Source organism: Streptomyces sp. NPDC039462 (genome assembly GCF_055639375.1).
Genome location: NZ_JBVKAO010000002.1, coordinates 31386 through 55702, shown reverse-complemented (window position 1 = coordinate 55702; position 24317 = coordinate 31386). Strand labels below are relative to the sequence as shown.

Sequence of the window (24317 nt, the reverse complement as noted above, 5' to 3'; positions counted from 1 at the left end):
GCCGTCGCGGGAATAAATTCCGGGCGGCCATCGCTTCGATCACGACAGTATGTGGCGAGTAGCCGTTCGATTCTTGCCCCGAAGGGGTGAGGTCGGTGCGGGGAGGTAGACTTAAGCGTGTCTGGCCGGACGCATGCCCGCGCACGCCCTGAGCGCACCTGTGTGGGGTGCCGGGAGCGAGCGGCCAAGAGCGATCTGCTGCGCATCGTGGCGAAAGAGGGCGTCTGCGCCCCCGATCCTCGCGGTACGCTGCCCGGCCGGGGTGCGTATGTACACCCCGCCCTGGTCTGTCTGGACCTGGCGGTCCGCCGCCGGGCGCTTCCGAGGGCCTTTCGCGCCCAGGGACCGCTCGACACGGAGGCCTTGCGCCGGGCTGTCGAGGCAGTTGCCGAGCAGGCAACACCGTAAGACGTGGTCGCACGGAACCCCGTGCGGCCTTGGTATTCCGCGAGTTGGAAGTAGGTCGAGATTGCGATGAGCACTCGATGAGCACGCGATGAGTACGCCCATGAAGTAGCGACGGTCCGGCGTAACCCGGACCTAAAAGGAGCGAAGTGGCTAAGGTCCGGGTATACGAACTCGCCAAGGAGTTCGGGGTAGAGAGCAAGGTCGTCATGGCCAAGCTCACAGAACTCGGTGAATTCGTACGTTCGGCGTCCTCGACGATCGAGGCGCCCGTAGTACGCAAACTGACTGACGCATTCCAGCAGGGCGGCGGCAACGGCAAGTCCGCCGCCAAGCCCGGCGCGCCGCGCAAGCAGGCCGCCCCCAAGCCGCCGGCCCCCTCGGGCCCGGCGACCCCCTCTCCCGCGCAGGCCGCCCGTCCGGGTCCGGCCGCGCCCAAGCCGCCGGCGCCCAAGCCCGCCGCGGCCGAGAAGCCCGCGGCTTCGCCGGCGACCCCGGGCCCGCGCCCGACGCCGGGACCGAAGCCGCCGGCCCCCAAGCCCGCGCCGGCCTCGCCGGCTCCGGCCGCCCCGGAGTTCACCGCTCCGCCGGCCGCCCCGGCTGCTCCGGCCGCCCCTGCGGCCCCGCAGAGCCCCCGTCCGGCCGCCCGCCCGGGTGCCCCGAAGCCCGGTGGCCGTCCGGCCCCCGGTCAGGGCCAGGGTCAGGGTCAGGGCCGTGGCGACCGCAGTGAGCGTGGCGACCGCGGTGACCGTCAGGGCGCCCCGCGTCCCGGCGGCCAGGGCGGTGCCCCGCGTCCCGGTGGTGCCCGTCCCGCGGGTCCGCGTCCGGGCAACAACCCCTTCACCTCCGGCGGCTCCACCGGCATGGCGCGCCCGCAGGCGCCCCGTCCCGGCGGCGCCCCGCGTCCCGGCGGCCAGGGCGGCCCCGGCGGCGCCCCGCGCCCGCAGGGCCAGGGCGGCCCCGGTGGCGCTCCCCGTCCGCAGGGTCAGGGCGGTGCCCGTCCGACTCCGGGCGGCATGCCCCGTCCGCAGGCTCCGCGTCCCGGCGGCGCCCCCGGCGGCGGTCCCGCAGGTAACCGTCCGAACCCGGGCATGATGCCGCAGCGTCCCGCTGCCGGCCCGCGTCCCGGTGGTGGCCCCGGCGGCGGTCGTGGTCCCGGCGGCGGCGGTCGTCCGGGCGGCGGCGGTCGTCCCGGTGGCGGCGGCTTCGCGGGCCGTCCGGCCGGTCCCGGTGGTGGCGGCGGCGGTTTCGCCGGTCGTCCCGGCGGTCCCGGTGGCGGCGGTGCCGGTCGTCCCGGTGGCGGCGGCGGCTTCGGCGGCCGTCCCGGCTTCGGTGGCCGTCCCGGTGGTCCGGGTGGCCGCGGTGGCACGCAGGGCGCCTTCGGCCGTCCCGGCGGTCCCGCGCGTCGCGGTCGCAAGTCGAAGCGGCAGAGGCGCCAGGAGTACGAGGCCATGCAGGCCCCGTCGGTCGGCGGCGTGATGCTGCCTCGCGGCAACGGCGAGACCGTTCGCCTGTCGCGCGGTGCCTCCCTCACCGACTTCGCCGAGAAGATCAACGCCAACCCGGCGTCGCTCGTCGCGGTGATGATGAACCTCGGCGAGATGGTCACGGCCACGCAGTCCGTCTCCGACGAGACGCTGCAGCTCCTCGGCGACGAGATGAACTACACGGTTCAGATCGTCAGCCCCGAGGAGGAGGACCGCGAGCTGCTCGAGTCGTTCGACATCGAGTTCGGCGAGGACGAGGGCGGCGAAGAGGCCCTCATCGCCCGTCCGCCGGTAGTGACCGTCATGGGTCACGTCGACCACGGTAAGACCCGCCTCCTCGACGCCATCCGCAAGACGAACGTCGTCGCGGGCGAGGCCGGTGGCATCACCCAGCACATCGGTGCCTACCAGGTCGCGACCGAGGTCAACGGCGAAGAGCGCGCCATCACCTTCATCGACACCCCCGGTCACGAGGCGTTCACCGCCATGCGTGCCCGTGGTGCGAAGTCCACCGACATCGCGATCCTCGTGGTCGCGGCGAACGACGGTGTGATGCCGCAGACGATCGAGGCGCTGAACCACGCCAAGGCGGCCGACGTGCCGATCGTGGTCGCGGTCAACAAGATCGACGTCGAGGGTGCCGACCCGACCAAGGTGCGCGGTCAGCTCACCGAGTTCGGTCTGGTGGCCGAGGAGTACGGCGGCGACACGATGTTCGTCGACATCTCCGCGCGCCAGGGCCTCAACATCGAACAGCTGCTCGAGGCCGTGGTCCTGACCGCGGACGCCTCGCTCGACCTGCGGGCCAACCCGGAGCAGGACGCGCAGGGTATTGCCATCGAGGCCCACCTGGACAAGGGTCGCGGCGCCGTCGCGACCGTCCTCGTCCAGCGCGGTACCCTCCGCGTCGGCGACACGATGGTCGCCGGTGACGCGTACGGCCGAGTCCGCGCGATGCTCGACGACAAGGGCGAGAACGTGGAAGAGGCGGGTCCGTCGACCCCGGTCCTCGTCCTCGGTCTCACCAACGTCCCGGGCGCCGGCGACAACTTCCTGGTCGTCGACGAGGACCGTACGGCCCGTCAGATCGCCGAGAAGCGTGCCGCCCGTGAGCGCAACGCCGCGTTCGCCAAGCGCGTGCGCCGTGTCTCGCTCGAGGACCTGGACAAGGTGCTCAAGGCCGGCGAGATCCAGCAGCTCAACCTCATCATCAAGGGTGACGCTTCCGGTTCCGTCGAGGCTCTCGAGTCCTCCCTGCTCCAGCTGGACGTCGGCGAAGAGGTCGACATCCGGGTCCTGCACCGCGGTGTGGGTGCGGTCACCGAGTCGGACATCGACCTGGCGATGGGCTCCGACGCCATCGTCATCGGCTTCAACGTCCGTGCGGCAGGCCGTGCCGCGCAGATGGCGGAGCGCGAGGGCGTCGACGTCCGCTACTACTCGGTGATCTACCAGGCCATCGAGGAGATCGAGGCGGCCCTCAAGGGCATGCTCAAGCCGGAGTACGAGGAGGTCGAGCTCGGCACCGCGGAGATCCGCGAGGTCTTCCGCTCGTCCAAGCTCGGCAACATCGCGGGTGTTCTCATCCGCTCCGGCGAGGTCAAGCGCAACACCAAGGCCCGCCTGCTGCGCGATGGCAAGGTCATCGCGGAGAACCTCAACATCGAGGGCCTGCGCCGCTTCAAGGACGACGTCACCGAGATCCGCGAAGGCTTCGAGGGCGGTATCAACCTCGGAAACTTCAACGACATCAAGATCGACGACGTCATCGCGACGTACGAGATGCGCGAGAAGCCGCGCGGCTGATCACGACAGCTCGAACCGGGGCCGGTCGAGGGGAGGTAAATCCCGTCGATCGGCCCCGGCCGTTCCGTGTACGGTTCTTGTGTCCCTGCCAAGCGGTTGGCGGGGCGCCGAACCCGTACCGGCGGGACATCCGGACACACATGTATGTGGGGACTCTGTCCTTCGACCTGCTCCTCGGCGACGTACATTCGCTGAAGGAGAAACGCTCCGTCGTCCGTCCGATCGTCGCCGAACTCCAGCGCAAGTACGCGGTGAGCGCGGCGGAGGTCGGCGGTCAGAATCTGCACCGGCGGGCCGAGATCGGCCTCGCCGTGGTGTCGGGCGACTGGGCTCATCTCACCGACGTACTGGACCGGTGCGAACGCCTCGTCGCCGCCCGGCCCGAAGTGGAGCTGCTGTCGGTCCGGCGGCGGCTGCACGGCGACGACGATTGAACACAGCAAGACAAGCCCAGGGAATGCCCGGGGATAAGGGAGACGGAGCAGTGGCCGACAACGCGCGGGCGAAAAGGCTGGCGGACCTCATTCGAGAGGTGGTTGCTCAGAAGCTGCAGCGCGGGATCAAGGACCCGCGGCTCGGAACGCACGTGACGATCACGGACACCCGGGTGACCGGTGACCTGCGGGAGGCCACGGTCTTCTACACGGTCTACGGGGACGACGAGGACCGTGCGGCGGCCGCCGCGGGCCTGGAGAGCGCCAAGGGCGTGCTCCGGTCGGCGGTCGGACAGGCCGCCGGCGTGAAGTTCACGCCGACCCTGTCCTTCGTCGCCGACGCCCTGCCGGACAACGCGCGAGCCATCGAGGACCTCCTCGACAAGGCGCGCATGTCGGACGAGAAGGTGCGGGAGGTCTCCGCGGGCGCCGAGTTCGCGGGCGACGCCGACCCGTACAAGAAGCCCGAGTCCGACGAGGACACGGACGGCACCGCAGACGAGACGGACGGCGACGCCCGCGCATGAGCAAGAGCAGCACCACAACGCCGGACGGCCTTGTCATCGTCGACAAGCCGTCCGGCTTCACTTCGCACGACGTGGTGGCCAAGATGCGCGGGATCGCCAAGACCCGCCGCGTCGGACACGCGGGCACCCTCGACCCGATGGCGACGGGTGTGCTCGTGCTCGGCGTGGAGCGCGCCACCAAGCTCCTCGGCCACCTGGCGCTGACCGAGAAGGAGTACCTGGGCACCATCCGCCTCGGGCAGAACACGATCACCGACGACGCCGAGGGCGAGATCACCTCGTCCGCCGACGCCTCGAAGGTCACCCGTGCGGCCATCGACGAGGGCGTCGCCAAGCTGTCCGGCGACATCATGCAGGTGCCGTCGAAGGTCAGCGCCATCAAGATCGACGGCAAGCGGTCGTACGCCCGTGCCCGCAAGGGCGAGGACTTCGAGATCCCGGCCAGGCCCGTGACGATCTCCGCCTTCACGGTCTACGACATCCGTGACGCCGTCGCCGAGGACGGCACGCCCGTCCTCGACCTGGTCGTCTCGGTCGTCTGCTCCTCGGGGACGTACATCAGGGCGATCGCCCGCGACCTCGGCGCGGACCTCGGCGTCGGCGGCCACCTGACCGCGCTGCGCCGCACCCGCGTCGGCCCCTACAAGCTGGACGCGGCCAAGACCCTCGACCAGCTCCAGGAGGAGCTGACCGTGATGCCCGTGGCGGAGGCCGCGGGGCGGGCCTTCCCGCGCTGGGACGTGGACGAGAAGCGCGGCCGGCTGCTGCTCAACGGCGTCCGCATCGACATGCCCGAGGAGTACGCGGGTGTGGGCGCCGTCGCCGTCTTCGACCCGGAGGGCCGCTTCCTGGTCCTTGCGGAGGAGTCGCGGGGCAAGGCCAAGAGCCTGGCCGTCTTCGCCTGACGGCCTTCTCGTCCGGTGGGGGTGCGACCCTGACGGCCTCCTCGTCCGGTGGCCTGCCCGCCCGACGGCATTGTGGAGCGGCGGACCCTGGTCCGCCGCTCCACCATTCCCCCCACTAGTGGTGTTTCCATCGCCACCCGCCGATTCACCCCTTCGGGCAGGCGCTCGGAGTGAACCGGGGGGTCGGAAGGGGGCGCGTTCGCGCGGCCTTCTGTCCCGCTGATCACTCCCGACCTACGGTCGGGAGAACGGGGCACGGTGGGGAGGTTGGAGCATGGCGGGACGCGGCGGAGGAGGGCTCTCGGCTCCGGCGCCGGACCGGTCCGTGGTGCGGGTGTGCGATCTCGCCGGGCGCCCGCGCGGCATGGGCTTCGCGGCCGACGAGCACGGCACGGTCGTCACCAGCCACGAGGCGGTCGACGGACTCGCCCGGATCGTCCTGCACGGGCCGGACGAGCGGACCTGCGTGGTCCCCGCCGACGCCGTGGTGGCCCTGCCCGAAGCCGACCTCGCACTCATCCGCACGGAAGGGCTCGGGCTGCGGCCCCTCCCGGTCACCACGCGGAACCGCGTGCCGAGCGGAACATACGTGCGGATCACCGCGCGCGGCTGGCGCGAGGCACGCGTCCTCGGCACCTCGGCCGTCACCTACACGGCGACGGACCGCTTCCACCTGGTCGGCGCCGCCCTGGAGCTCGCGATCGGCACGGACGGCGCCGACGCGCTGCGGCTCGGCGGCGGGGCCGCGGGCGGACCCGTCGTGGACGCCTCGTCCGGCGCCGTGCTCGCCGTCCTCGGGACCGCCCTGCTGCCCCAGGCCGCAGGCCCCGCCGCGCCGCCCGGCCAGGACATCTGGACGCCCCGCCCGGCGGGCTTCGCGGTGGCGCTGCGGGACGCCGCGGCCGCCGACCCGGGCGGACCGCTCGCCGAGCTCCTCGCGCGCAACGCCGCGACCGTGCCCGCGTACGGCGAAGACCTCAACCTCGCGGGCGCGCTGCACCTGACCGCCACATCGGCGGGCTCCGACGGCCCGCACGCCGCCCTTCCGCACACCGCCCCCCTCGAACCGGTCGAACGGCCCGACACCGCACGGGAGTTCACCGCCTTCACCGCGGGCCCCGCGCGGGTGCTCGGCCTCGTCGGCGACCCCGGCACGGGACGCACCACGGAGCTGGCCGCGCTCGCCGCACGCCGGGCCAGGGGCGCCGAGCCCGCCCCCACGCTGTGGCTGCGCGGCGCCGACCTGCTCGGCATGGACGCCTCCGTGGGCGACGCGGTGGAGCGGGCACTGGACCGCGCGGGGCGGATCCTGGCGGCTGCGGAGGAGGAGTCCGCGGACCGGGACCTCGGAGACATCTCGGCCCACCGCGTGGCCCGGCTGGTGCAAGACGCGGGACGGCCGCTGCTCCTGCTGCTCGACGGCCCCGAGGAGATGCCGCCCGTGCTCGCCCACCGCCTCGCGGAGTGGAGCGACGGCACGGCCCGGTGGCTGCGGGACACCGGCGCCCGCCTCGTCATCGCCTGCCGTGCGGAGTACTGGGAGCAGGCCGGCGCGCACTTCGGCGCGGTGTCGCACGCGCCGGCGGACGGCGGGAGGCTCCCCGGCTGCGTACACCTCGGCGATCTGCCGGAACCGCAGGCCCGCCGGGCCCGCGCGCGGTACGGCATCCCTGACGGCGCGATGGCCGACGCCGACGCGCGGCACCCGCTGGCCCTGCGGCTGCTCGCCGAGGTGCGGGCCGCCCGGCCGGACGCGCCGCCGCCGGGCACTCCGGACCGGGAAGACATCTTCGGCGCCTATCTCGATCTGGTGTGCCTGCGGATCGCGGTGCGGCTCGCGGCGCCGAAAGGGCTGCGCGGGACCGCCGTGCGGCGCCTCGCGGCGACGGTGTCCGGCCAGGTCCACGAGGCGGCACGGCGCTGTCTCGGACCCGGCCAGGGACAGCTGGACAGGGCCTCCTTCGAAGCGGTGTTCCCGTGGGGAGCGCTGCCGGGCCGGGGGAGCGGGGCCTGCACGGGGTGGGCGTCGGCGGTGCTCACCGAGGGACTGCTCGTGCCGGCCGGGCCGGGCTACCGCTTCGCGCACGAGGAGGTGGCCGACTGGCTCCAGGGAATGCACCTGGACGTCGACGGGGCGCTGGCCTCACTGGTCCACCGGCACCGGGACGCGGCACGGAACCCGTCCGTTCCCGAACAGCGACGGCGCGACCCGTCCCGCCCGGCGCCCGTGCCGGTGCCACGGCACCGCATCGGCCCGGTGATCCAGTCGCTGCTGTCGCTGGGCCGGCAGCGGGGCGCCGCCGAACTGGCCTCACGGCTCGTCGAGTTGGCGGACGCGCTGGCGGACTTCGACGCCTCGGGCGCGGCCGGGTCCGAGGACGCCGCGTGGTGGGCCCGCCGACTGCTCGCGGAGGTGCTGCTGCGGGTCCGCGACGCGTCCCCGTACCTTGCAGTGCTCGAACCCCTCGCCGACCGGGGGGAGTTCGGGACCGCCTTCTGGCTGCGGCTGCCGCTGGGCCGGGCCGACCGGTTCGCACTGCTGCGGCGGCTCGTCGTGCACGACGGACCGCCGGGGGCCCCGGACCGCTGCCTCGACGCCGTCGCCGAACTGCTCACCGCCGACCCCGTGGGCGTACAGCCGCAGCTCGCCCAGTGGTTCGCCGACGAGCGGCCGCTGGCCGCCGCGCCCGACGCCACCGTCGCCTCCGCCGCACAGGCGCTGCTCCACACCCACCGGCACCGCGCCATCGACGACCTCACGGAGACCCTGGTCGACCGCGCCCACGCCCGCGCCGACGAGCTCCTCGCCGCGCTCGCCGAGGAGGAGCCCTCGGCGGTCTGCCGCGCGGTCGGCCGCTGGGCCCACGACGAGCGCCCCGCCCGGCGCGTCGCCGCCGCCACCTACGGCCTGCGCGCCGCCCCGCACACCACCACCGACACGGACCGCGCGCTCCTGCGGCACGCCGCCGCCGCGCTGTTGGCACGCCCCGCCGACGACACCCTGCACGGCCCGGCGCTCGCCCTCCTCGTCCGCGACCCGCAGACCCGCTCCCAGCACCTGCACCAGGCCCTGCGACGCTTCGCCGCCGCGGACCCGCAGCTGCCCGCGAGCGCCCTCGCCACCGCCCTGCCCACCCACCCCGACCCCGTCCTCGACGCCTTCCGTGCCCGCCTGCACGCGCAGGGCCCGGCCGCCGACGACGTCCTGTGCGCCCTCGCCGACGTGACCACGCCCGCCCTCGCGCGCCGCGTCGCCACCCTCGTCCACGACCTCCTGGAGGCCCGCCCCGAGGCGGCCGGGCTCGCCGCCGCGTACATCGACCGGCGCCTCGAACACGGCCCGGCCGTGCGCGGCGTCCTCTTCCCGCTGGTCGCCGGGCTGCTGCACAGCAAGCCCGTGCAGGTGCGGGCCGCCCTCGCGCCCGTCCTCGCCGCCCCGGGCACCGCCGCGTCGCGCGGACTGCGCGGCGAGCTGCTCGACGTACTGCTCAGCCAGGAGCGGGACGCCGCGGTCCTGGAGAGCGTCCTGCGGTCGGTGGCGCGCGGTGCAGGCCGGCGCGGCGAGGACCGCACCCGCGCGCTCGTGCGGCGCGTCGGACTGCTGCTCGTCCGCACCCCGGAGGGCGCGGCCCGCTTCGACCGGCGCCTGGTCGAACTGGCTCGCGGGTGCCCCGGTTTCGCCGCGCTGGTCGCCGGCTGGATCGAGGCCGCCCCGCAGGAGTGGGCCGCACTGGTCGGCCCGAGCGCCCACCGCATGATCGAGAACCTCACGGGCGGCATCCGCGTCCTCGCCTAGAGGGTGCCCGGACAGAGTGACCCCCGCCACTCCCTCCGGTGCGAGCCGGGACCCGTCGGCATGGCAGTCTTAGACCTGCGCAATCGGCAATGGGAACGTACAGATGTACGTGACGTATACGGGTTCGGCGAGGAGCAAAGAAGTGCAGCGCTGGCGTGGCTTGGAGGACATCCCCCAGGACTGGGGGCGCAGCGTCGTCACCATCGGTTCCTACGACGGCGTGCACCGCGGTCACCAGCTGATCATCGGGCGCGCCGTGGAGCACGCGCGTGAGCTCGGCGTGCCCGCCGTGGTCGTCACCTTCGACCCGCACCCCAGCGAGGTCGTGCGCCCCGGCAGCCACCCGCCGCTGCTCGCCCCGCACCACCGGCGCGCCGAGCTGATGGCCGAGCTGGGCGTGGACGCGCTGCTGATCCTCCCCTTCACCACCGAGTTCTCGAAGCTGTCGCCCGCCGACTTCGTGGTCAAGGTCCTCGTCGACAAGCTGCACGCGCGCGTGGTCGTCGAGGGCCCCAACTTCCGCTTCGGCCACAAGGCCGCGGGCAATGTCGACTTCCTGGCCGAGCTCGGCCGGACGTACGACTACGAAGTCGATGTCATCGACCTGTACGTGAGCGGCGAGGCGGGTGGCGGCGAGCCGTTCTCCTCGACGCTGACCCGGCGCCTGATCGCCGAGGGGGACGTGACGGGGGCCGCGGAGATCCTCGGCCGCCCGCACCGCGTCGAGGGCGTCGTCGTGCGCGGCGCCCAGCGCGGCCGCGAGCTGGGCTTCCCCACCGCCAACGTGGAGACGCTGCCCCACACCGCCATCCCCGCCGACGGCGTCTACGCCGGATGGCTGCACGTCGAGGGCGAGGCCATGCCCGCGGCGATCTCCGTGGGCACGAATCCGCAGTTCGACGGCACGGAGCGGACCGTCGAGGCGTACGCGATCGACCGCGTCGGCCTCGACCTGTACGGGTTGCACGTGGCCGTGGAGTTCCTGGCCTTCGTGCGCGGGCAGGCCAAGTTCGACTCGGTCGACTCGCTGCTCGTCGCCATCGCGGATGACGTGAAGCGGTGCCGCGAACTGGTCGAGGCGGCACGGAACGCCTAGCCGCGAGGGCCCGGTGTTCCGGGCCCCGGTTTCTCCTGTCGGCCCGCCGACTGCCGGAGTGCCTCCGCCTCCCTGATGCGTTCCGTGCAGGAGCCCGGGTCCTCGCGGTCCAGCTCGCGGTACAGGGCCAGCGCGGCGCCGCACGCCTCTCGGGCCGCTGCCGGACGGCTCAGGGCGATGAGGGTTTTGGCGTGGTACTCGAGCGCCGCGGCGCGCTCGGCCCTCAGTTCGTCCCTCAGCTCCTCGGGCAGCCCGGTCAGGACGGCGACTGATTCGGCGGCCGCCTGTTCCTCGTCCTTCGGCCGCTCGGCCAGTGACATGAAATGGGCCTGATTGGCCAGGGCGGCCAGCAGGCCCACGCAGTCCGCGCGGTTCTCGCGGTGGACGGTGCGGAACACCCGCGCTGCCTTGATGTTCACCCGGTAGGCGACCGATGCGCACGACGCGTGGACCAAGGCCCGGGTCTGTACGAGGAAGGACTCCCCGAGCAGCGACAGATACCGCCGCCCGTCCTCGGCCACGAGCCTGCGCGCCAGTCCGGTGGCCTCGTCCGCCGCCTCGACGGCCTCCGACGGCGAACCGGCCTCGAGACGGAGGTCGGCAAGTGTGTGCAGTGCGTGCACGAGGTGCACCCTCGACCGCGGCGGCCCCGAGCGGGCGAGCCGCCGTCTGATCGACACGTCTTCCCGTGCGTCCTCCAGCGCGCCGACGAGATCGCCCAGGTCGACAAGGACCCGCGCCCTGTTGCGCAACGTCGAGGAAAGTTCCTCCAGGTACGCGTCCGGATGGTCCTGCGCGGCCGTCCGGCGGACGCGCAGGGATTCGTCGGCGGTCTCCATCGCCGCTGCGAGGTCACCGGCTTCCTGGAGGCGCAGCGTGAGCGTATTGAGCGACCTGGCCAGATCGGGCAGCGAAGTGGCGTCGTCGGCGGCGAGTTCGCGTCGTATGTCGACCGACCTGTGGGCGGCCGCGAGCGCCGCCTCGTCGTCGCCCGTTTCGGCGAGGTGCTGGGAGAGGTTGTTCAGCACCGCCCCCAGCGCGGGCCGCACGGCCCACTGGTCCTTGCCTCCTGCCACCTGAAACGTCACGAGCCGGGCGACGCTCTGCCGTCCGTCGCGCACGGCTTCTTCCACCCGCCCGAGCCTGCCCAGTGCTGCCGCCCGGTCGTACAGCAGCAGTCCCCGGAGCAGAGCTTCGTCGACGCCTCCCAGGCCTCCGGCGTCTTCGGTGTCGAGCAGCCGCAGCCCGGACGTCGCGGCCTCCAGTGCCTCCTCGTAGCGGTGCGCCGCGAGTTGCCGCCCGGCCAGGTTGTGCAGGGCGCCCGCCCGTTCCCGGTGCGGGTGGGGGGCCGTCGGCTCGGGCTCGACCTGCAGGAGCTTCTCGTGCAGGCGGACGCTCCATGACGACAGCGCCCGTGTGAGGGGCGGGATCCTCGCCGCCAGGTCGAGCAGCCGGTCCGGGGGCAGCAGTTCCTCGACGAGGATCTGGTCGAGCGCCGCGATCAGGATCCCTGGTTCCGCGCTGCGCGTCCCCGCCGCCACCAGCAGGGGCGCCAAGCGTGCCGGGTCGGAGCGGACGGCGGTGCGCAGGACGTCCGCCAGGGGCTCGGACTCGGTCTGCGCCGCGGCCCGGCTCATGACGAGGAGTGCGTTCACCGTCTCCCAGGCGTCGAGCACCGGCAGCAGGCGCAGCAGGATCTCCGGCTCGGCGGCCACCCGCCTGCCCACGAGGAACTCGCCCAGGGGGTCGGGTTGGAGGGGGCCCCACTGCCACGACGTGCCGCCGTCGGCGGAGTCGGGGCGGGGGTAGAGCTCGTGGAGCCAGTCCGCCACCGCCCGTCGCACCGACTCCGGCTGGTCGCCGACGCGCGGTACCCGGGCGAGCATCGCGTGGGCGCGCGGACCCGGCACCGGGCCCACGAGCGTGGCCGTGACCACCGCGTTGCGCAGCGCGGCGTCGCCGAGGGCGGCGAGGGGGGCGCGCCGCGAGGTCTCCCGCCAGTACGCCGACTCGTGGCCGAGGAGTGCCTCCTGGGCGCTCCGCACCGGGACCCGGGCGCTCGGCGCCAGCACGCTCGCGAGCGCCGCCATGTGGATGTCGAGGACGGTCCGGTGCGGGCGTGGGGGCATGCCGGGCTGTTCTGGGGACGCGTCGCCCGGCGCCTCCGCCGACACGGCGAGGCCCAGCGCCGCCGCTCCCCTGGTCAGGTCCTCCACCGCCGTACGGAAGATCTCGTCCTCCGCCACGCCCAGCGACACCGTGTCCAGGATCGACCAGCGCCGGATCTGTGCCGTCGTGTCGGCCGCTTCCGCCCCGCCGAGAGAGCGCAGTTCTTCCCACCACTGGCCGACGGCTCGTGCGACGAGCAGGACCCTGAACGGAACCCCGCTCATGCGTCGGCCGAGGTGGTGGAGGAGCTTTCCCACCTCCTCCGCCCGGCTCTCGGCGTAGTCGATCACGAGCAGCACGGGGGCCGTCGTCGCGGCGAGCAGGCGGTGCTGGTCGGTTCCGCTGCCCCGCCTCAGGTGCACCACCGCGTACCGGGACGCGGCGAGCCGGTGGCCGAGCTCGCGGGCGAGGCGTGTCTTTCCGGCGCCGCCGGCCCCGGTGAGCAGCGCCATCGACAGGTCGTCGGGTGCGGTGCTCCACGCCACCATCTCGTCGAGGAGTTCACGGCGTCCGGCGAACCGAACGGTCTCCGCCCTGGGGTGGAGCAGTGTGGCGACGGACCGCGGCACGAGCGGTTCGACGGATTCGGCGTGGTCGGCGAACTCGGCGGGTTCGAGGTGGACGGTCGCGCCCGTGTGCCGGCGCACCAGTTCGCGGAACGCCTCGTCCGCGAAGAGCACGTAACTGGGGACTGCCTCGATCCTGCTGTGCGGCCAGCCCGGCAGGTCGGCGACGGCGACGCCCACCAGCGTGCCCGCACACCACACGGCGCCGCCCGACAGGCCGGCCCAGGGGGAGGCCTGCGCGGACCCCAGCGGGGGAGTGCCGGTCAGGTTCAGTACGTAGCGGTCGGACTCGACGGCCTCCATGGGGTCGAGCACGCCGACGAACGACGTGGACCCCACGTTCCCCGCACGCCCCGAATGACCCGTGTACCCCCGGACCGACGTGTCCGTCGGGTCCCGCGTCACCAACCGGCCCCAGCGCACGGGTGCGAGGCCGTGCGCCAGATCCTGACCGGCCAGCAACAGGGCCGTGTCGTAAGGCCCGTCGGAGCGCGACCAGACCACGCGGCAGGGGACGGGTCCGCTGCCGGGCACCTGCACCGTCGCCTCCGTGCGGTCCCCCAGGACGTGCTGCGCGGTGAGGACGAGGCGTGGCGCGAGCAGGTGGCCCGACCCCTGCCCCGTCGCCCGCACCACAGCGGTCCGGTGTGTCTCCCGCACGTCGGGCGGCCGCTTCTCAGCGCCCGAAGGAGGGTTCCAGGGAGCCGGTCTCCGGCGGATCCTCGTTGCTGATCAGGAGCGGGTTTCCGGTACGGTCCCTCGGCGTGAGGACGAGCTTCACGTGGTGCACGTCCTCCTTCGCGAGCCTCCCGGAGGCGCCCGCCGACACCACCGTGCTCAGCACCCGCCCGAGGCCCGCCTTGGCGGTGGCCTCCCTGGTGAGGGTGACCGCGAACTCCAGCTCGATGGGGCCGACCTCGAACTGCACATTGCTGCCGACGCCCGCGACAGCCGCTTCCAGCAGCTCATCCCGGAGCGCCTGGACGGCCTCGCCGACCCCGATGGGCTCACTCATCCGACCCTCAACTCCTCGCCGTACATGCGCAGTCGGCACACTTTACGGCGTGGGAGGCGCTCGTGCGTGGGCGGCGAGGAGGTCTGTACCGCTGCTTCGCCGGCTGGGGCGAGCGGTGGACCGGTCTGCCGCCCGAAGAACTCCCCTGTCCTGGCGACCGGTCCCGTGGACCCCGGGGGCGTGGCGCGCTAGCGTGCCCGCGCCCAGTGGCAGGCGACCTGTGTCTCGCCGCCGCCGGACAGGACCGTCAGGTCCTCACCGCGGCAGCGGTCCGCGACTCCGGCCCGCTCCGCCTCGCCCGAGGCCAGCACCTGGCACCGCGCATGGAACCGGCACCCCCCGGGAATCCGCGACGGATCCGGCGGCTCACCCGTGAGGACCACCGGTTCGCCGGGTGCCTCGGGGAGCACGGACAACAGCGCCTGCGTGTAGGGGTGTTGAGGTGCCGTCAGCACCTCCTCCACTGTCCCCGTCTCGACGATCCGGCCCAGATACATCACCGCGACCCGGTCCGCGATGTTCCACGCGAGGCCGAGGTCGTGCGTCACCACCAGTGCGGACAGGCCGAGTTCGTCCCGCAGCCGGAGCAGCAACGCCAGGATCTCGCCGCGCACGGACGCGTCGAGGGATGCCACCGGCTCGTCGGCGACGATCAGTTCGGGTTCGAGGACCAGCGCGCCCGCGATGACGACGCGCTGGCGCTGGCCGCCGGAGAGCTCGTGCGGATAGCGCAGGAAGAAGCGGTCCGGCGGACGCAGCCCGGCCCGGGACAGCGCCTCGGCGACCGCCGCCCGCTCGTCGCCCCCGTACCTGTGGATGCGCAGCCCCTCCACCACGGCGTCGTACACCGTGTGCCGGGGGTTGAGCGAGCCGCTGGGGTCCTGGAGGACCAGCTGGACCCGCTTGCGGTACGCCTTGAGGGCGCGGCCCGAGTAGTCCAGCGGCTTGCCGCCGAACGTCACCCTGCCGGAGGTCGGCGGCACCAGGCCGAGCAGTGAGCGGGCCAGTGTCGTCTTGCCGCACCCCGACTCGCCGACCAGCGCGACGATCTCGCCGCCCTTGATGTCGAGGTCGACGCCGTCCACGGCACGGGCGGTCGGCGCGCCGCGGCGGCCGGGGAAGGCGATGTGCAGGTCGGCGGCCGACAGCAGCGGTCCTGCGGCTTCGGTGGTCATGTGCGGCTCCTGGTCGCGAGGGCGGTCGGTCCCGAGGGCCGATGGTCACGAGGGCGGGCGGTCACGATGTGCGCTCCGCCGTCGCCGGCGCCGACGTGGGCTGGGCCGGGAGCGGCGCGCCCGCGTGGACGCAGGCCGCGCGGTGGTGCGGGCCCGCGTCCCGCAGGGCCTGGTCCTCCGTGGCGCAGGATTCGAGCGCGACCGCGCACCGCGGGTGGAACGTACAGCCCGTGGGCAGCGCCGACGGGTCGGGCGGGTCGCCCGGCAGGCCGCGCGGGGCGAACCGCGACGCCGTGTCGCCGATGCGCGGGAAGGCGGCCGACAGGGCCTTGCCGTAGGGGTGCCGCGCGTTCTCGTACACCTGTGTCGCGGGGCCCTCCTCGACGACGCGGCCCGCGTACATCACGGCGAGCCGGTCGCAGGTGTCGGAGAGCACCGCCAGGTCATGGCTGATCATCATCAGGCCGAGGTCCTGCTCGGTCACCAACTGCTCGATCAGGCGCAGGATCTGAGCCTGGATCATCACGTCCAGCGCGGTGGTCGGCTCGTCGGCGATGATCAGCCGGGGGTCGCAGGCGAGCGCCATCGCGATCATCACGCGCTGACGCTGGCCGCCGGACAGCTCGTGCGGGTACGCGTCCGCGCGCGCGGCGGGCAGCCCCACGTGTTCGAGGAGCTCGCCCGCCTTCTTCTTCGCGCCCGCCTGTGTCGCCTTCCTGTGCAGCAGGATCGGCTCGGCGATCTGGTCGCCGATGCGGTGCACGGCGTTCAGCGAGTGCATCGCGCCTTGGAAGACGATCGAGGCACCGGCCCAGCGCACCGCGCGGACCCGCCCCCACTTCATGGTGAGGACGTCCTCGCCGTCGAGCAGGATCTCGCCGGACACCTTCGTGCCGGCGGGCAGCAGCCGCAGCAGGGCGAGCGCGAGCGTGGACTTGCCGCAGCCCGACTCGCCGGCCACGCCGAGCTTCTGGCCCGCGTCGACGTGGAGGTTGACGCCGCGGACGGCGGCGGCGCCGTTCGCGTACGTCACTTCGAGGTCGCGCACGTCGAGGAGCCGGTGCCCATCGGTTTTCTGTACGTCGTTCAACGGGTGGCCCCCAGCCTGGGGTTGAGCACGGATTCCACGGTGCGGCCGCACAGGGTGAACGCCAGCGCGACGACGGCGATGGCGAGGCCGGGCGGCGCGAGGTACCACCAGTGGCCGGCGCTGACCGCGCCCGCCTCGCGCGCGTCCTGGAGCAGCCCGCCCCACGACACGCTCGTCGGGTCGCCGAGGCCGAGGAACGCGAGCGTCGCCTCGGTGAGGATGGCGCCGGAGATGACGAGGGTGGTCTGCGCGAGGACGAGCGGCATCACGTTGGGCAGCACGTGCCGGGCCATGATGTGGCCGTGGCCGCCGCCGAGCGCCTGGGCGCGTTCGATGTACGGGCGCGACTCGACCGCCAGCGTCTGCGCGCGGACCAGGCGTGCCGTGGTCGGCCAGGTCGTCACGCCGATCGCCAGGATGATCGTCCAGATGGAGCGGGACATCACGGAGGCGAGGGCGATCGCGAGCACCAGCGTCGGCATCACCAGGAACCAGTCGGTGACGCGCATGATGACGGTGGCGTACCAGCCCTTGAAGTGCCCGGCGGTGATCCCGACGAGCGTGCCGATGGCCACCGAGAGCACGGCGGCGAGCAGCCCCACGGACAGCGAGATGCGCGCGCCCCACACCAGCAGGCCCAGCAGATCGCGCCCGAACTGGTCGGTGCCCAGCGGGTACGAGCCGCTCGGCGACTCCATCGGCGCGCCCGGCGCGTCGGTCACGCTCTGCGCGTCGGAGCCGACGAGCAGCGGTGCGAAGACCGCGGCGAGGGCGATCAGGACGAGCGCGGCGAGGCCGAAGAGCCCGGCCTTGTGCGTGCGGTACTCCCGCCAGAAGCGGGCCGCGGAGTGCCTGCGCCGGGTCCGGGCGAGCGACCGCGCGCTCTTGACCGGCGCGGCGGGTGTGGTCGGTGCGGATTCGGTCGTCATCGGCCCACCCGGGGATCGAGCAGTGGATAGATCACGTCGGCCAGGGTGTTCATCAGGATCACCGCGGCCGAGAAGACGAAGAACAGTCCCTGCACCAGCGGCAGGTCGGGCACGCTCAGCGCCGCGTAGAAGAGCCCGCCGAGCCCCGGCCAGGAGAAGACGGTCTCGACGAGGATCGCGCCCGCGACCACCGTGCCGAGGTTGACGAACATCAGCGTGACGGTCGGCAGCATCGCGTTCGGGACGGCGTGCCGGCGCCGCACGAGGTCGTCGCGGAGCCCCTTGGCGCGGGCGGTCGTCAGATAGTCGCTGCCCATCTCGTCGAGGAGCGAGGACCGCATGACGAGCAGCGTCTGCGCGTACCCGACGGCGACCAGCGTGATCACGGGGAGCACCATGTGGTGCGCGACATCGATGACGTACGCGAAGCCGGTCTCGCCCCCCGACTCCAGACCGCCGGTCGGAAACATCCCGGGAATCGGCCCGATCCCCACCGCGAAGGTGATGATCAGCAGCAGGCCGAGCCAGAACGACGGCACGGAGTACAGCGTCAGCGCGAGCCCGGTGTTGAAGCGGTCGCCGAGCCTGCCGTTGCGCCAGGCGGTGCGCGTGCCCAGCCAGATGCCGATGAGGGTGTAGAGGACGTACGCCGTTCCGGTGAGGAGCAGCGTCGCGGGCAGCGCCTCCGTGATCTTCTCCATCACGGGGGCGTGGAACTGGTACGACGTGCCGAAGTCGCCGCTCAGGACATTGCCGGTGTAGTCCCAGAACTGGGCCATGACCGGCTTGTCGAGGCCGAACTCCTTGCGCATCGCGGCGAGTTGCTCGGCGGAGACGCGCTTGCCGCCCGTCATCTGCTTGACGGGGTCGCCGGGGATGAGCCGGAAGAGGAAGAAGCTGGTGACGAGCACGGCGAACAGCGACACGACCGCGCCGCCGAGCTTGCCCGCCACATAGAGGAGGTAGGCGCGGGTGTTGCGGGCGCGCGGCCCGCGGGCCGACGCCGGCCCGGCCGATGCCGGGTCGCCGTCGGCCCCTGGGCCCAGCGGGCCCTCGGTGTCGAGCAGGGCGGGGTTGCTGTCAGCGGTCATGCGTTACTCGCGGTCCTCTGCGGTAGAACGGCGGCGCAGGGCGAACAGGACTCCGCCGCCCACGAGCACCACCGCGGCAGCGGCGATACCGATGATGACACCGGTCGAGCTGCCGTCCTTGGAGGAACTCTTCCCATCCGCGGGGACGGCCGACCACCAGCTCCAATATCCATCCTGGCCGTAGATGTTGCCCGCGGCCTTCGGCATAGTGGTGATGGACTTGATCTGGTCGGTGCGGTAGGCCTCGACGGCGTTCGGGTACGCGAGGACGTTCATGTACCCGGAGTCGTAGAGCCACGACTGCATCTGCTTGACGATCTCGGCGCGCTTGGCGGGGTCGTACTCGGCGAGCTGCTTGGCGTACAGCTCGTCGTACTTCTTGTCGCAGATGAAGTTGTCGGTGGCGGCGCTCTCCTTCGCCTTCTCCGGCAGCGCGGCGCAGGTGTGGATGCCGAGCACGAAGTCCGGGTCGGGGTTGACGGACCAGCCGTCGAAGGCCAGGTCGTACTCACCGGCGTACCAGGGCACGGACACGTCGTCGAGACAGTTGACCTTCAGCCCGATGCCGAGGTCCCCCCACCACTCCTTCAGGTACTTGCCGACGGCCTTGTCATTGGGGTCCGTGGCATGGCACAGGATGCGGAAGTCGAGGGGCTTGCCGTCCTTGCCGACGCGCTTGCCGTCGCTGTTCTTCTTGTACCCCGCCTCGTCGAGGAGCCGGGCGGCCCGCTTCGGGTCGTACGTCAGCTCCTGGTCGGCGGACGGCTTCCAGGCGTACTCGGAGAAGCGGGGCGGGATGTACCCCGCGCCCGCGACGGCGTTGCCCTGGAAGACCTTGTCGACGAGGGCATCGCGGTCGACGGAGAGGAACAGCGCCTGCCGGACCTTCTTGTCCAGCAGCGCCGGATGCCCGTCACCGAACTTCTCGCCGTCCTTCGTCTTCGCGCCGGGGTTGGTGGCGATGGCGAAGAAGCGCCGCCCGGGCCCTTCGTTGACCTTGATGTTCTCGACGTTCTCCAGCGACTTCGCCTGCGCCGGGGTGAGCGCGGGCTGCCCGGCGACGAAGGACACCTCGCCCTTCCTGAGGGCGGAGACGGCGGCGTCCTGGTCCTTGTACGTCTTGAAGACCAGCTCGTCGAACTTGGCGGGCCCGCGCCAGAAGTCCTTGTTGGCCTTCAGCTTCACGTACTGGTCGACCTTGTAGTCCGTCAGGATGAACGGGCCGTTCCCGACGACGGGGAAGTCCTTGTCGTTGTTGAACTTCGAGATGTCGTCGACCTTCTCCCAGACGTGCTTAGGGACGATCGGCACGTCGAGCGCGGCCATCGTGGCCTGCGGTTTCTTCAGCTCGATGACCAGCTTGGTCGGGCTGGGCGCGGTCACCTTCTTGAAGTTGGTGACGAAGTTGGAGTTCGCGGTGGCGGTGCCCTCCTTGGACATCACCTTGTTGAACGTCCAGGCCGCGTCCTCGGCGGTCGCCGGTTTCCCGTCCGACCACTTGGAGTCGTCTCGGATGGTGTATGTCCAGGTCAGCTTGTCCGCGGACGGCTTCCAGTCGGTGGCGAACCCGGCGATCGCCTTGTTGTTCTCGGCGTCGTAGTTCGTCAGGTATTCGTACGTCAGCCGGTGCAGGCTGGTGCTGAGCAGCCGCTGGGCGAGGAACGGACTGAGCGAGTCGACGCTCTGCGCCACGGCGACGGTGAGCACCTTCTTGCCGCCGTCCTCGGCGTGCGCCTGCTGCGGGCCCGGATTGAGCGGCGTGGCGAGACCGGCCGTCAGGGTGAACGCGGCGGCTCCACCGGCGAGCAGGAGGGTGAGGCGGCGGTGACGGTGGTGGTCGCGGTCGCGGCCGCGATCGCTGGGACGGTGCGGTGCTGCTGCCTTCGGAACTGCTGGTCTGCCGTGCTGATCTTGTGTGTCCATGGGTCGGTGACCTCGCGTCATCGCTCGCGCAGGGATGGCTGGTTACACGCTGGTGGATCAAGAAGGGTCAGCTGGTTGCTGTGTGTTTACCAGCGCCAGTCTGCACGCGTCAACGGCGGGTGAACCCCATGTGGCCTGCGGAAATAACGAGTTGACCGGGATTTCATCCGCATTGGTCAAGACCACTGACGCATGGCTGGTGAGGGGGTGGCGACGGAGGGAGGGGGGGCTTGACCTGGTGGTCCGTTCGGGCGGGGGTGCGGGGTGTGGGGTGGGGTGGGGCTGGGCCGGCTGTTTCCGCTGTGGGCAGGTGCTGGTGGTTTGTTCGGGGTGGGGCTGGCTGTTCCTGCCGCTGTTGCTGCTGCTGGCAGGGGTGACTTGCCTGGCGGTGCGTTCGGGGCTGGGCCGCTGTTCCCGCTGTGGGCAGGCGTTCCGCACGGCGGAACGGGTGGGCACAGCCCCCGGTGCCGGTGCGGGGAAGGGAGGCGGGAACGCCGGTGGGCCCGCACCGAGGGAACGGTACGGGCCCACTGAGGAACTGACGGCGGCTCTGCTACTGCTACTGCTGCGGAGGCGGCGCCTGCTGGAACGGCGCCCCCGGCTGGAACGGCGCACCGGGCTGCACGGGTGGCGGCGCCTGCCCGTCCAGGGGCTGGGCCTGCGGCTGGGGCGGCTGCCCCTGCTGCTGCGGCGGGTAGGGCTGCGGCTGCTGAGGTGCGTACGGCTGCTGGTGCTGCTGCGGCTGCTGAGGCGCGTACGGCTGCCCCTGCGGCTGAGCCACCTGCTGCCCCGGCATCGGCGGAGCCATGTGCGGCGGCGGATTCCCGTCCGACGTCCACAACCCCTGCTGCTGCTGAGCCCGCACGAAGTCCTCGGCCACCATCGCCGAGAGATTGAAGTACGCCTCCCGCACCTTCGGCCGCATCATGTCGAGGTCGACCTCGGCGCCGGCGGCGAGGTGCTCGTCGAAGGGGATGACGACAACGCCCCGGCACCGCGTCTCGAAGTGCGACACGATGTCGTCGACCTTGATCATCTTGCCGGTCTCGCGCACACCGGAGATGACGGTGAGAGACCGCGAGACGAGGTCGGCGTACCCGTGCGCGGACAGCCAGTCGAGCGTCGTAGAGGCACTGCTCGCACCGTCCACGGACGGCGTCGAGATGATGATCAGCTGATCGGCGAGGTCGAGGACCCCGCGCATGGCGCTGTAGAGCAGGCCCGTACCGGAGTCGGTCAGGATGATCGGGTACTGCTTCCCCAGTACGTCGATCGCGCGCCGGTAGTCCTCGTCGTTGAACGTGGTCGACACGGCCGGGTCGACGTCGTTGGCGATGATCTCGAGCCCGGACGGCGCCTGCGAGGTGAAGCGCCGGATGTCCATGTACGAGTTGATGTACGGGATCGCCTGGACGAGGTCGCGGATCGTGGCCCCGGTCTCGCGCCGCACGCGCCGGCCGAGCGTACCGGCGTCGGGGTTGGCGTCGATCGCGAGGATCTTGTCCTGCCGCTCGGTGGCGAGCGTGGACCCCAGGGCGGTGGTCGTGGTCGTCTTGCCGACACCACCCTTGAGGCTGATGACGGCGATCCGGTAGCAGGACAGCACGGGCGTCCGGATCAGCTCCAGCTTGCGCTGCCGCTCGGCCTCTTCCTTCTTGCCGCCCAGCTTGAACCGCGAACCGCCGCCCGTGGGCCGGCTGCTCTTGGCCTTGGTCTTGGTGTTGCGCAGCAGCCGGTCGGAGGACAGCTCGACGGCGGCGGTGTAACCGAGCGGGGCACCCGGGTTGGTCCGCTCCCGCTGATCGTGCCGCACGGCCTGCGGCCAGGCGGCACCGGTACGGGGGTCGACGGGCGGCTGCCCGGGCTGTGCCGGCTGTTCCTGGTGTGGGGCCTGAGGCTGCTGAGCCTGCGGCGGCTGAGGAGCCTGCGGCTGGGGCTGAACCGGAGGCTGAGGCTGGGTCTGGGCCGGAAATGCCTGCGGCTGCTGCGGCTGCTGCGGGGGAAGGTGCTGCTGCCCCGGCGCCTGCGGCTGGGCGGGGAACGGCTGCCCCGGGAAGGGCTGCCCCGGCTGAACGGGCTGCTGCCCGTGCGGCGCGGGCGGCTGCGGGAAGCCGTAACCGGGACCGGCCTGGGGCGCCGGGGGAGCCTGCGGCTCAGGAGCGGGAGCGGGGGCCGGTGCGGGAGCGGGGGCGGGCGCGGCCTGCGGGAAGCCGTAACCCGTCGGAGGCGCCGGGGGCGCCTGAGCCTCGGGGGCGGCCGGGGCAACCGGAGCTGCCTGCGGGAACCCGTACCCGGCCTGCGGAGCGTCGGGCGCGGGCGCAGGTGCCGGTGTGGGCGCGGGCGCAGGGGCGGGCGTGGACGTGGGCCAGGCCCCCGGCGCGGGCTGCGGAGCCTGCGGCTGAGCCGGCGCGGGGGAGGGAGCGGCCTGCGGGGCCGGCGGAGTCGTCGTGGGCGCGGGCCACTGCGGCGCGGACGTCGGAGCCGCGGGCTGGAAGGCGGGCGGCAACGGCGGAAGCATGTCCTGCGGCGAGGGCGGCGGAGGCCAAGCGGAAGGCACGGCGTCCTGGACGGCCTCGTCGGCAGAGCCAGGCACGGCGTCCTGCGGAACGACATCCTCCGTTACGGGACCGGAGTCACCGTCAGCACCCGCATCGGGGCGAGAATCCGACCCCTCATCCTGCACATCGGACTCATCACCATCGGAGCCCCCCGCACCCACGTGAGCTTCGGCCTGCGGGCCCTGCGGGCCCTGCGGGCCCTGCGGGCCCTGCGGAGCCTCTGCGGCCTCGGCCGCGACCTCAGCAGCGGCAGCCCGCTCCTCGATCTCCTGCTTGAGGGCGCGAGCGGAGAACCGCATGGTGGCGCCACTCTCGAGGTCACCACTGCCAAGGCTCTCCGCGACAGGCTCAACGGCGGCACGCTCAGAGACAGCAGCACCCTCAGACGCCCCGGCACCGTCACCGGCACTGCCACCAGCACCCTCGTCCGAACCCACGGCCTCAACGTCGTCGACCTCATCGTCGTCGACACCATCGGCACCCTTGGCCTCGGCCAGGGCATCGACCTCACTCTTCGGGACGACACCGGTCACATGGACCGAGGCAGCAGGCCCGGCAACGGCCCCGCTCCAGTCGGCGGCACCGCCACCGGAAGCCACGGGCGGCACGACGGACGGCTTCACACCCTTGTCATCCGGCTCCTCGACACCCGCCACCTCCTCGACCGGATCCGGTTCCGGGGCCGGGTCCGGATCGGCAGGCTGGAACCCACTACCGAGGGGCAACTTGGGCACGACACTGGGCACGCTCCCCGAGGGCGGACCCACAGGGGCCGGCGGAGGCGGGGGAGCGGAGAAGGACGGCATGGCGGGCGGCGGCGTGGAGCCACCCGAAGCCCCACCATCCGCACCAGCCGAAGCCTCCGCACCAGCCGGAGCACCCGACTCATCCAAACCAGCCGAAGCATCCGAAGCATCCGAAGCCCCAGCACCCGAACCAGAAGACGCGGATTCAGCCGGAGCCGACACAGGCGGAACAGGGGCGGACACGGGCGGAGCAGGCGCGGCCGGAACGGAGGCGGACGGCGTGGAAACAGGCGGCGCCGAAGGCGTCTCCCCCGCACTGCCCGAAGCGTTCTGCGTGTACCAGGCGGGCGGCGCGTAGTCGATGGTGAACTCGCCCGTCGTCTCGGCAGCGGACTCCGCGTCGGACTGATCATCGACGGGTGAGTCCCAGCCCCCGCGGATCTCGTCCCGATCGCTGTTCACAATGCCTCCTGGTGTGGTCGAGCACCCTCGTGCCGTGGTGGGGGGCGACCGTTCCTGTCGTCCGATCCGCCTGGCTCTCCCCGTTGCCGGACGCGCACCACCCGTTCGAGGGTTCCGGCGATGCGCCCTGTCCCAGC

At 72.5% G+C, this 24317-nt stretch carries 15 protein-coding genes; 7 read left to right on the top strand and 8 right to left on the bottom strand.

The genetic code is table 11. From position 1 onward, the window contains the following. The first annotated feature begins 117 nt into the window (after positions 1 to 117). From ACZ7LU_RS11015 to ACZ7LU_RS10985, 7 genes are all read left to right on the top strand, one after another. The gene (locus tag ACZ7LU_RS11015; protein ID WP_398308559.1) at positions 118 to 408 is read left to right on the top strand and encodes a YlxR family protein; all 291 of its coding nucleotides are present in this window, start codon (positions 118 to 120) and stop codon (positions 406 to 408) included. A 146-nt stretch (positions 409 to 554) separates the two neighbouring features. Further along, the gene (infB, locus tag ACZ7LU_RS11010) at positions 555 to 3698 is read left to right on the top strand and encodes a translation initiation factor IF-2 (protein ID WP_468089258.1); all 3144 of its coding nucleotides are present in this window, start codon (positions 555 to 557) and stop codon (positions 3696 to 3698) included. 140 nt (positions 3699 to 3838) lie between these two features. Continuing rightward, a complete protein-coding gene (locus ACZ7LU_RS11005) occupies positions 3839 to 4132 on the top strand; it encodes a DUF503 domain-containing protein (RefSeq protein WP_398308555.1) in 294 nt (97 codons plus the stop codon). Between the two features lie 50 nt (positions 4133 to 4182). Then, on the top strand, positions 4183 to 4659 hold the full coding sequence (gene rbfA / locus ACZ7LU_RS11000) for a 30S ribosome-binding factor RbfA (protein WP_398308553.1): 477 nt from the start codon (positions 4183 to 4185) through the stop codon (positions 4657 to 4659). Beyond that, positions 4656 to 5564 carry a tRNA pseudouridine(55) synthase TruB gene (truB, locus tag ACZ7LU_RS10995; protein WP_398308551.1) on the top strand — a complete coding sequence of 303 codons (909 nt, stop codon included), beginning with the start codon at positions 4656 to 4658 and terminating at the stop codon, positions 5562 to 5564. The genes rbfA and truB overlap by 4 nt, the downstream gene beginning before the upstream one ends. 274 nt (positions 5565 to 5838) lie before the next feature. Further along, a complete protein-coding gene (locus ACZ7LU_RS10990) occupies positions 5839 to 9360 on the top strand; it encodes a trypsin-like peptidase domain-containing protein (protein ID WP_471916561.1) in 3522 nt (1173 codons plus the stop codon). A 142-nt stretch (positions 9361 to 9502) separates the two neighbouring features. Continuing rightward, on the top strand, positions 9503 to 10456 hold the full coding sequence (locus tag ACZ7LU_RS10985) for a bifunctional riboflavin kinase/FAD synthetase (protein ID WP_398308547.1): 954 nt from the start codon (positions 9503 to 9505) through the stop codon (positions 10454 to 10456). On the opposite strand, the gene ACZ7LU_RS10980 is transcribed toward ACZ7LU_RS10985, so the two are convergent. The 8 genes from ACZ7LU_RS10980 to ACZ7LU_RS10945 form a co-directional block, all read right to left on the bottom strand. Then, positions 10453 to 13851 carry a P-loop NTPase gene (locus ACZ7LU_RS10980; protein ID WP_471916560.1) on the bottom strand — a complete coding sequence of 1133 codons (3399 nt, stop codon included), beginning with the start codon at positions 13849 to 13851 and terminating at the stop codon, positions 10453 to 10455. The genes ACZ7LU_RS10985 and ACZ7LU_RS10980 overlap by 4 nt on opposite strands. Before the next feature lie 16 nt (positions 13852 to 13867). Next, positions 13868 to 14206, bottom strand: a complete 339-nt coding sequence (locus ACZ7LU_RS10975; protein ID WP_468093080.1) for a trypco2 family protein — start codon at positions 14204 to 14206, stop codon at positions 13868 to 13870. Between the two features lie 188 nt (positions 14207 to 14394). After that, on the bottom strand, positions 14395 to 15381 hold the full coding sequence (locus tag ACZ7LU_RS10970) for an ABC transporter ATP-binding protein (protein WP_471916559.1): 987 nt from the start codon (positions 15379 to 15381) through the stop codon (positions 14395 to 14397). Positions 15382 to 15442: 61 nt separating this feature from the next. Beyond that, positions 15443 to 16471, bottom strand: coding sequence for an ABC transporter ATP-binding protein (locus tag ACZ7LU_RS10965; protein ID WP_471916558.1), 1029 nt, complete (start codon positions 16469 to 16471; stop codon positions 15443 to 15445). Next, complete coding sequence (locus tag ACZ7LU_RS10960; RefSeq protein ID WP_471916557.1) at positions 16468 to 17400, bottom strand: ABC transporter permease; 933 nt, start codon at positions 17398 to 17400, stop codon at positions 16468 to 16470. The genes ACZ7LU_RS10965 and ACZ7LU_RS10960 overlap by 4 nt, the downstream gene beginning before the upstream one ends. Further along, positions 17397 to 18491 carry an ABC transporter permease gene (locus ACZ7LU_RS10955; RefSeq protein ID WP_470984210.1) on the bottom strand — a complete coding sequence of 365 codons (1095 nt, stop codon included), beginning with the start codon at positions 18489 to 18491 and terminating at the stop codon, positions 17397 to 17399. The genes ACZ7LU_RS10960 and ACZ7LU_RS10955 overlap by 4 nt, the downstream gene beginning before the upstream one ends. Before the next feature lie 3 nt (positions 18492 to 18494). Beyond that, positions 18495 to 20414 carry an ABC transporter substrate-binding protein gene (locus ACZ7LU_RS10950; protein ID WP_471916556.1) on the bottom strand — a complete coding sequence of 640 codons (1920 nt, stop codon included), beginning with the start codon at positions 20412 to 20414 and terminating at the stop codon, positions 18495 to 18497. A gap of 559 nt (positions 20415 to 20973) precedes the next feature. Continuing rightward, positions 20974 to 24180, bottom strand: a complete 3207-nt coding sequence (locus tag ACZ7LU_RS10945; RefSeq protein WP_471916555.1) for an SCO5717 family growth-regulating ATPase — start codon at positions 24178 to 24180, stop codon at positions 20974 to 20976. Positions 24181 to 24317 lie beyond the last annotated feature (137 nt).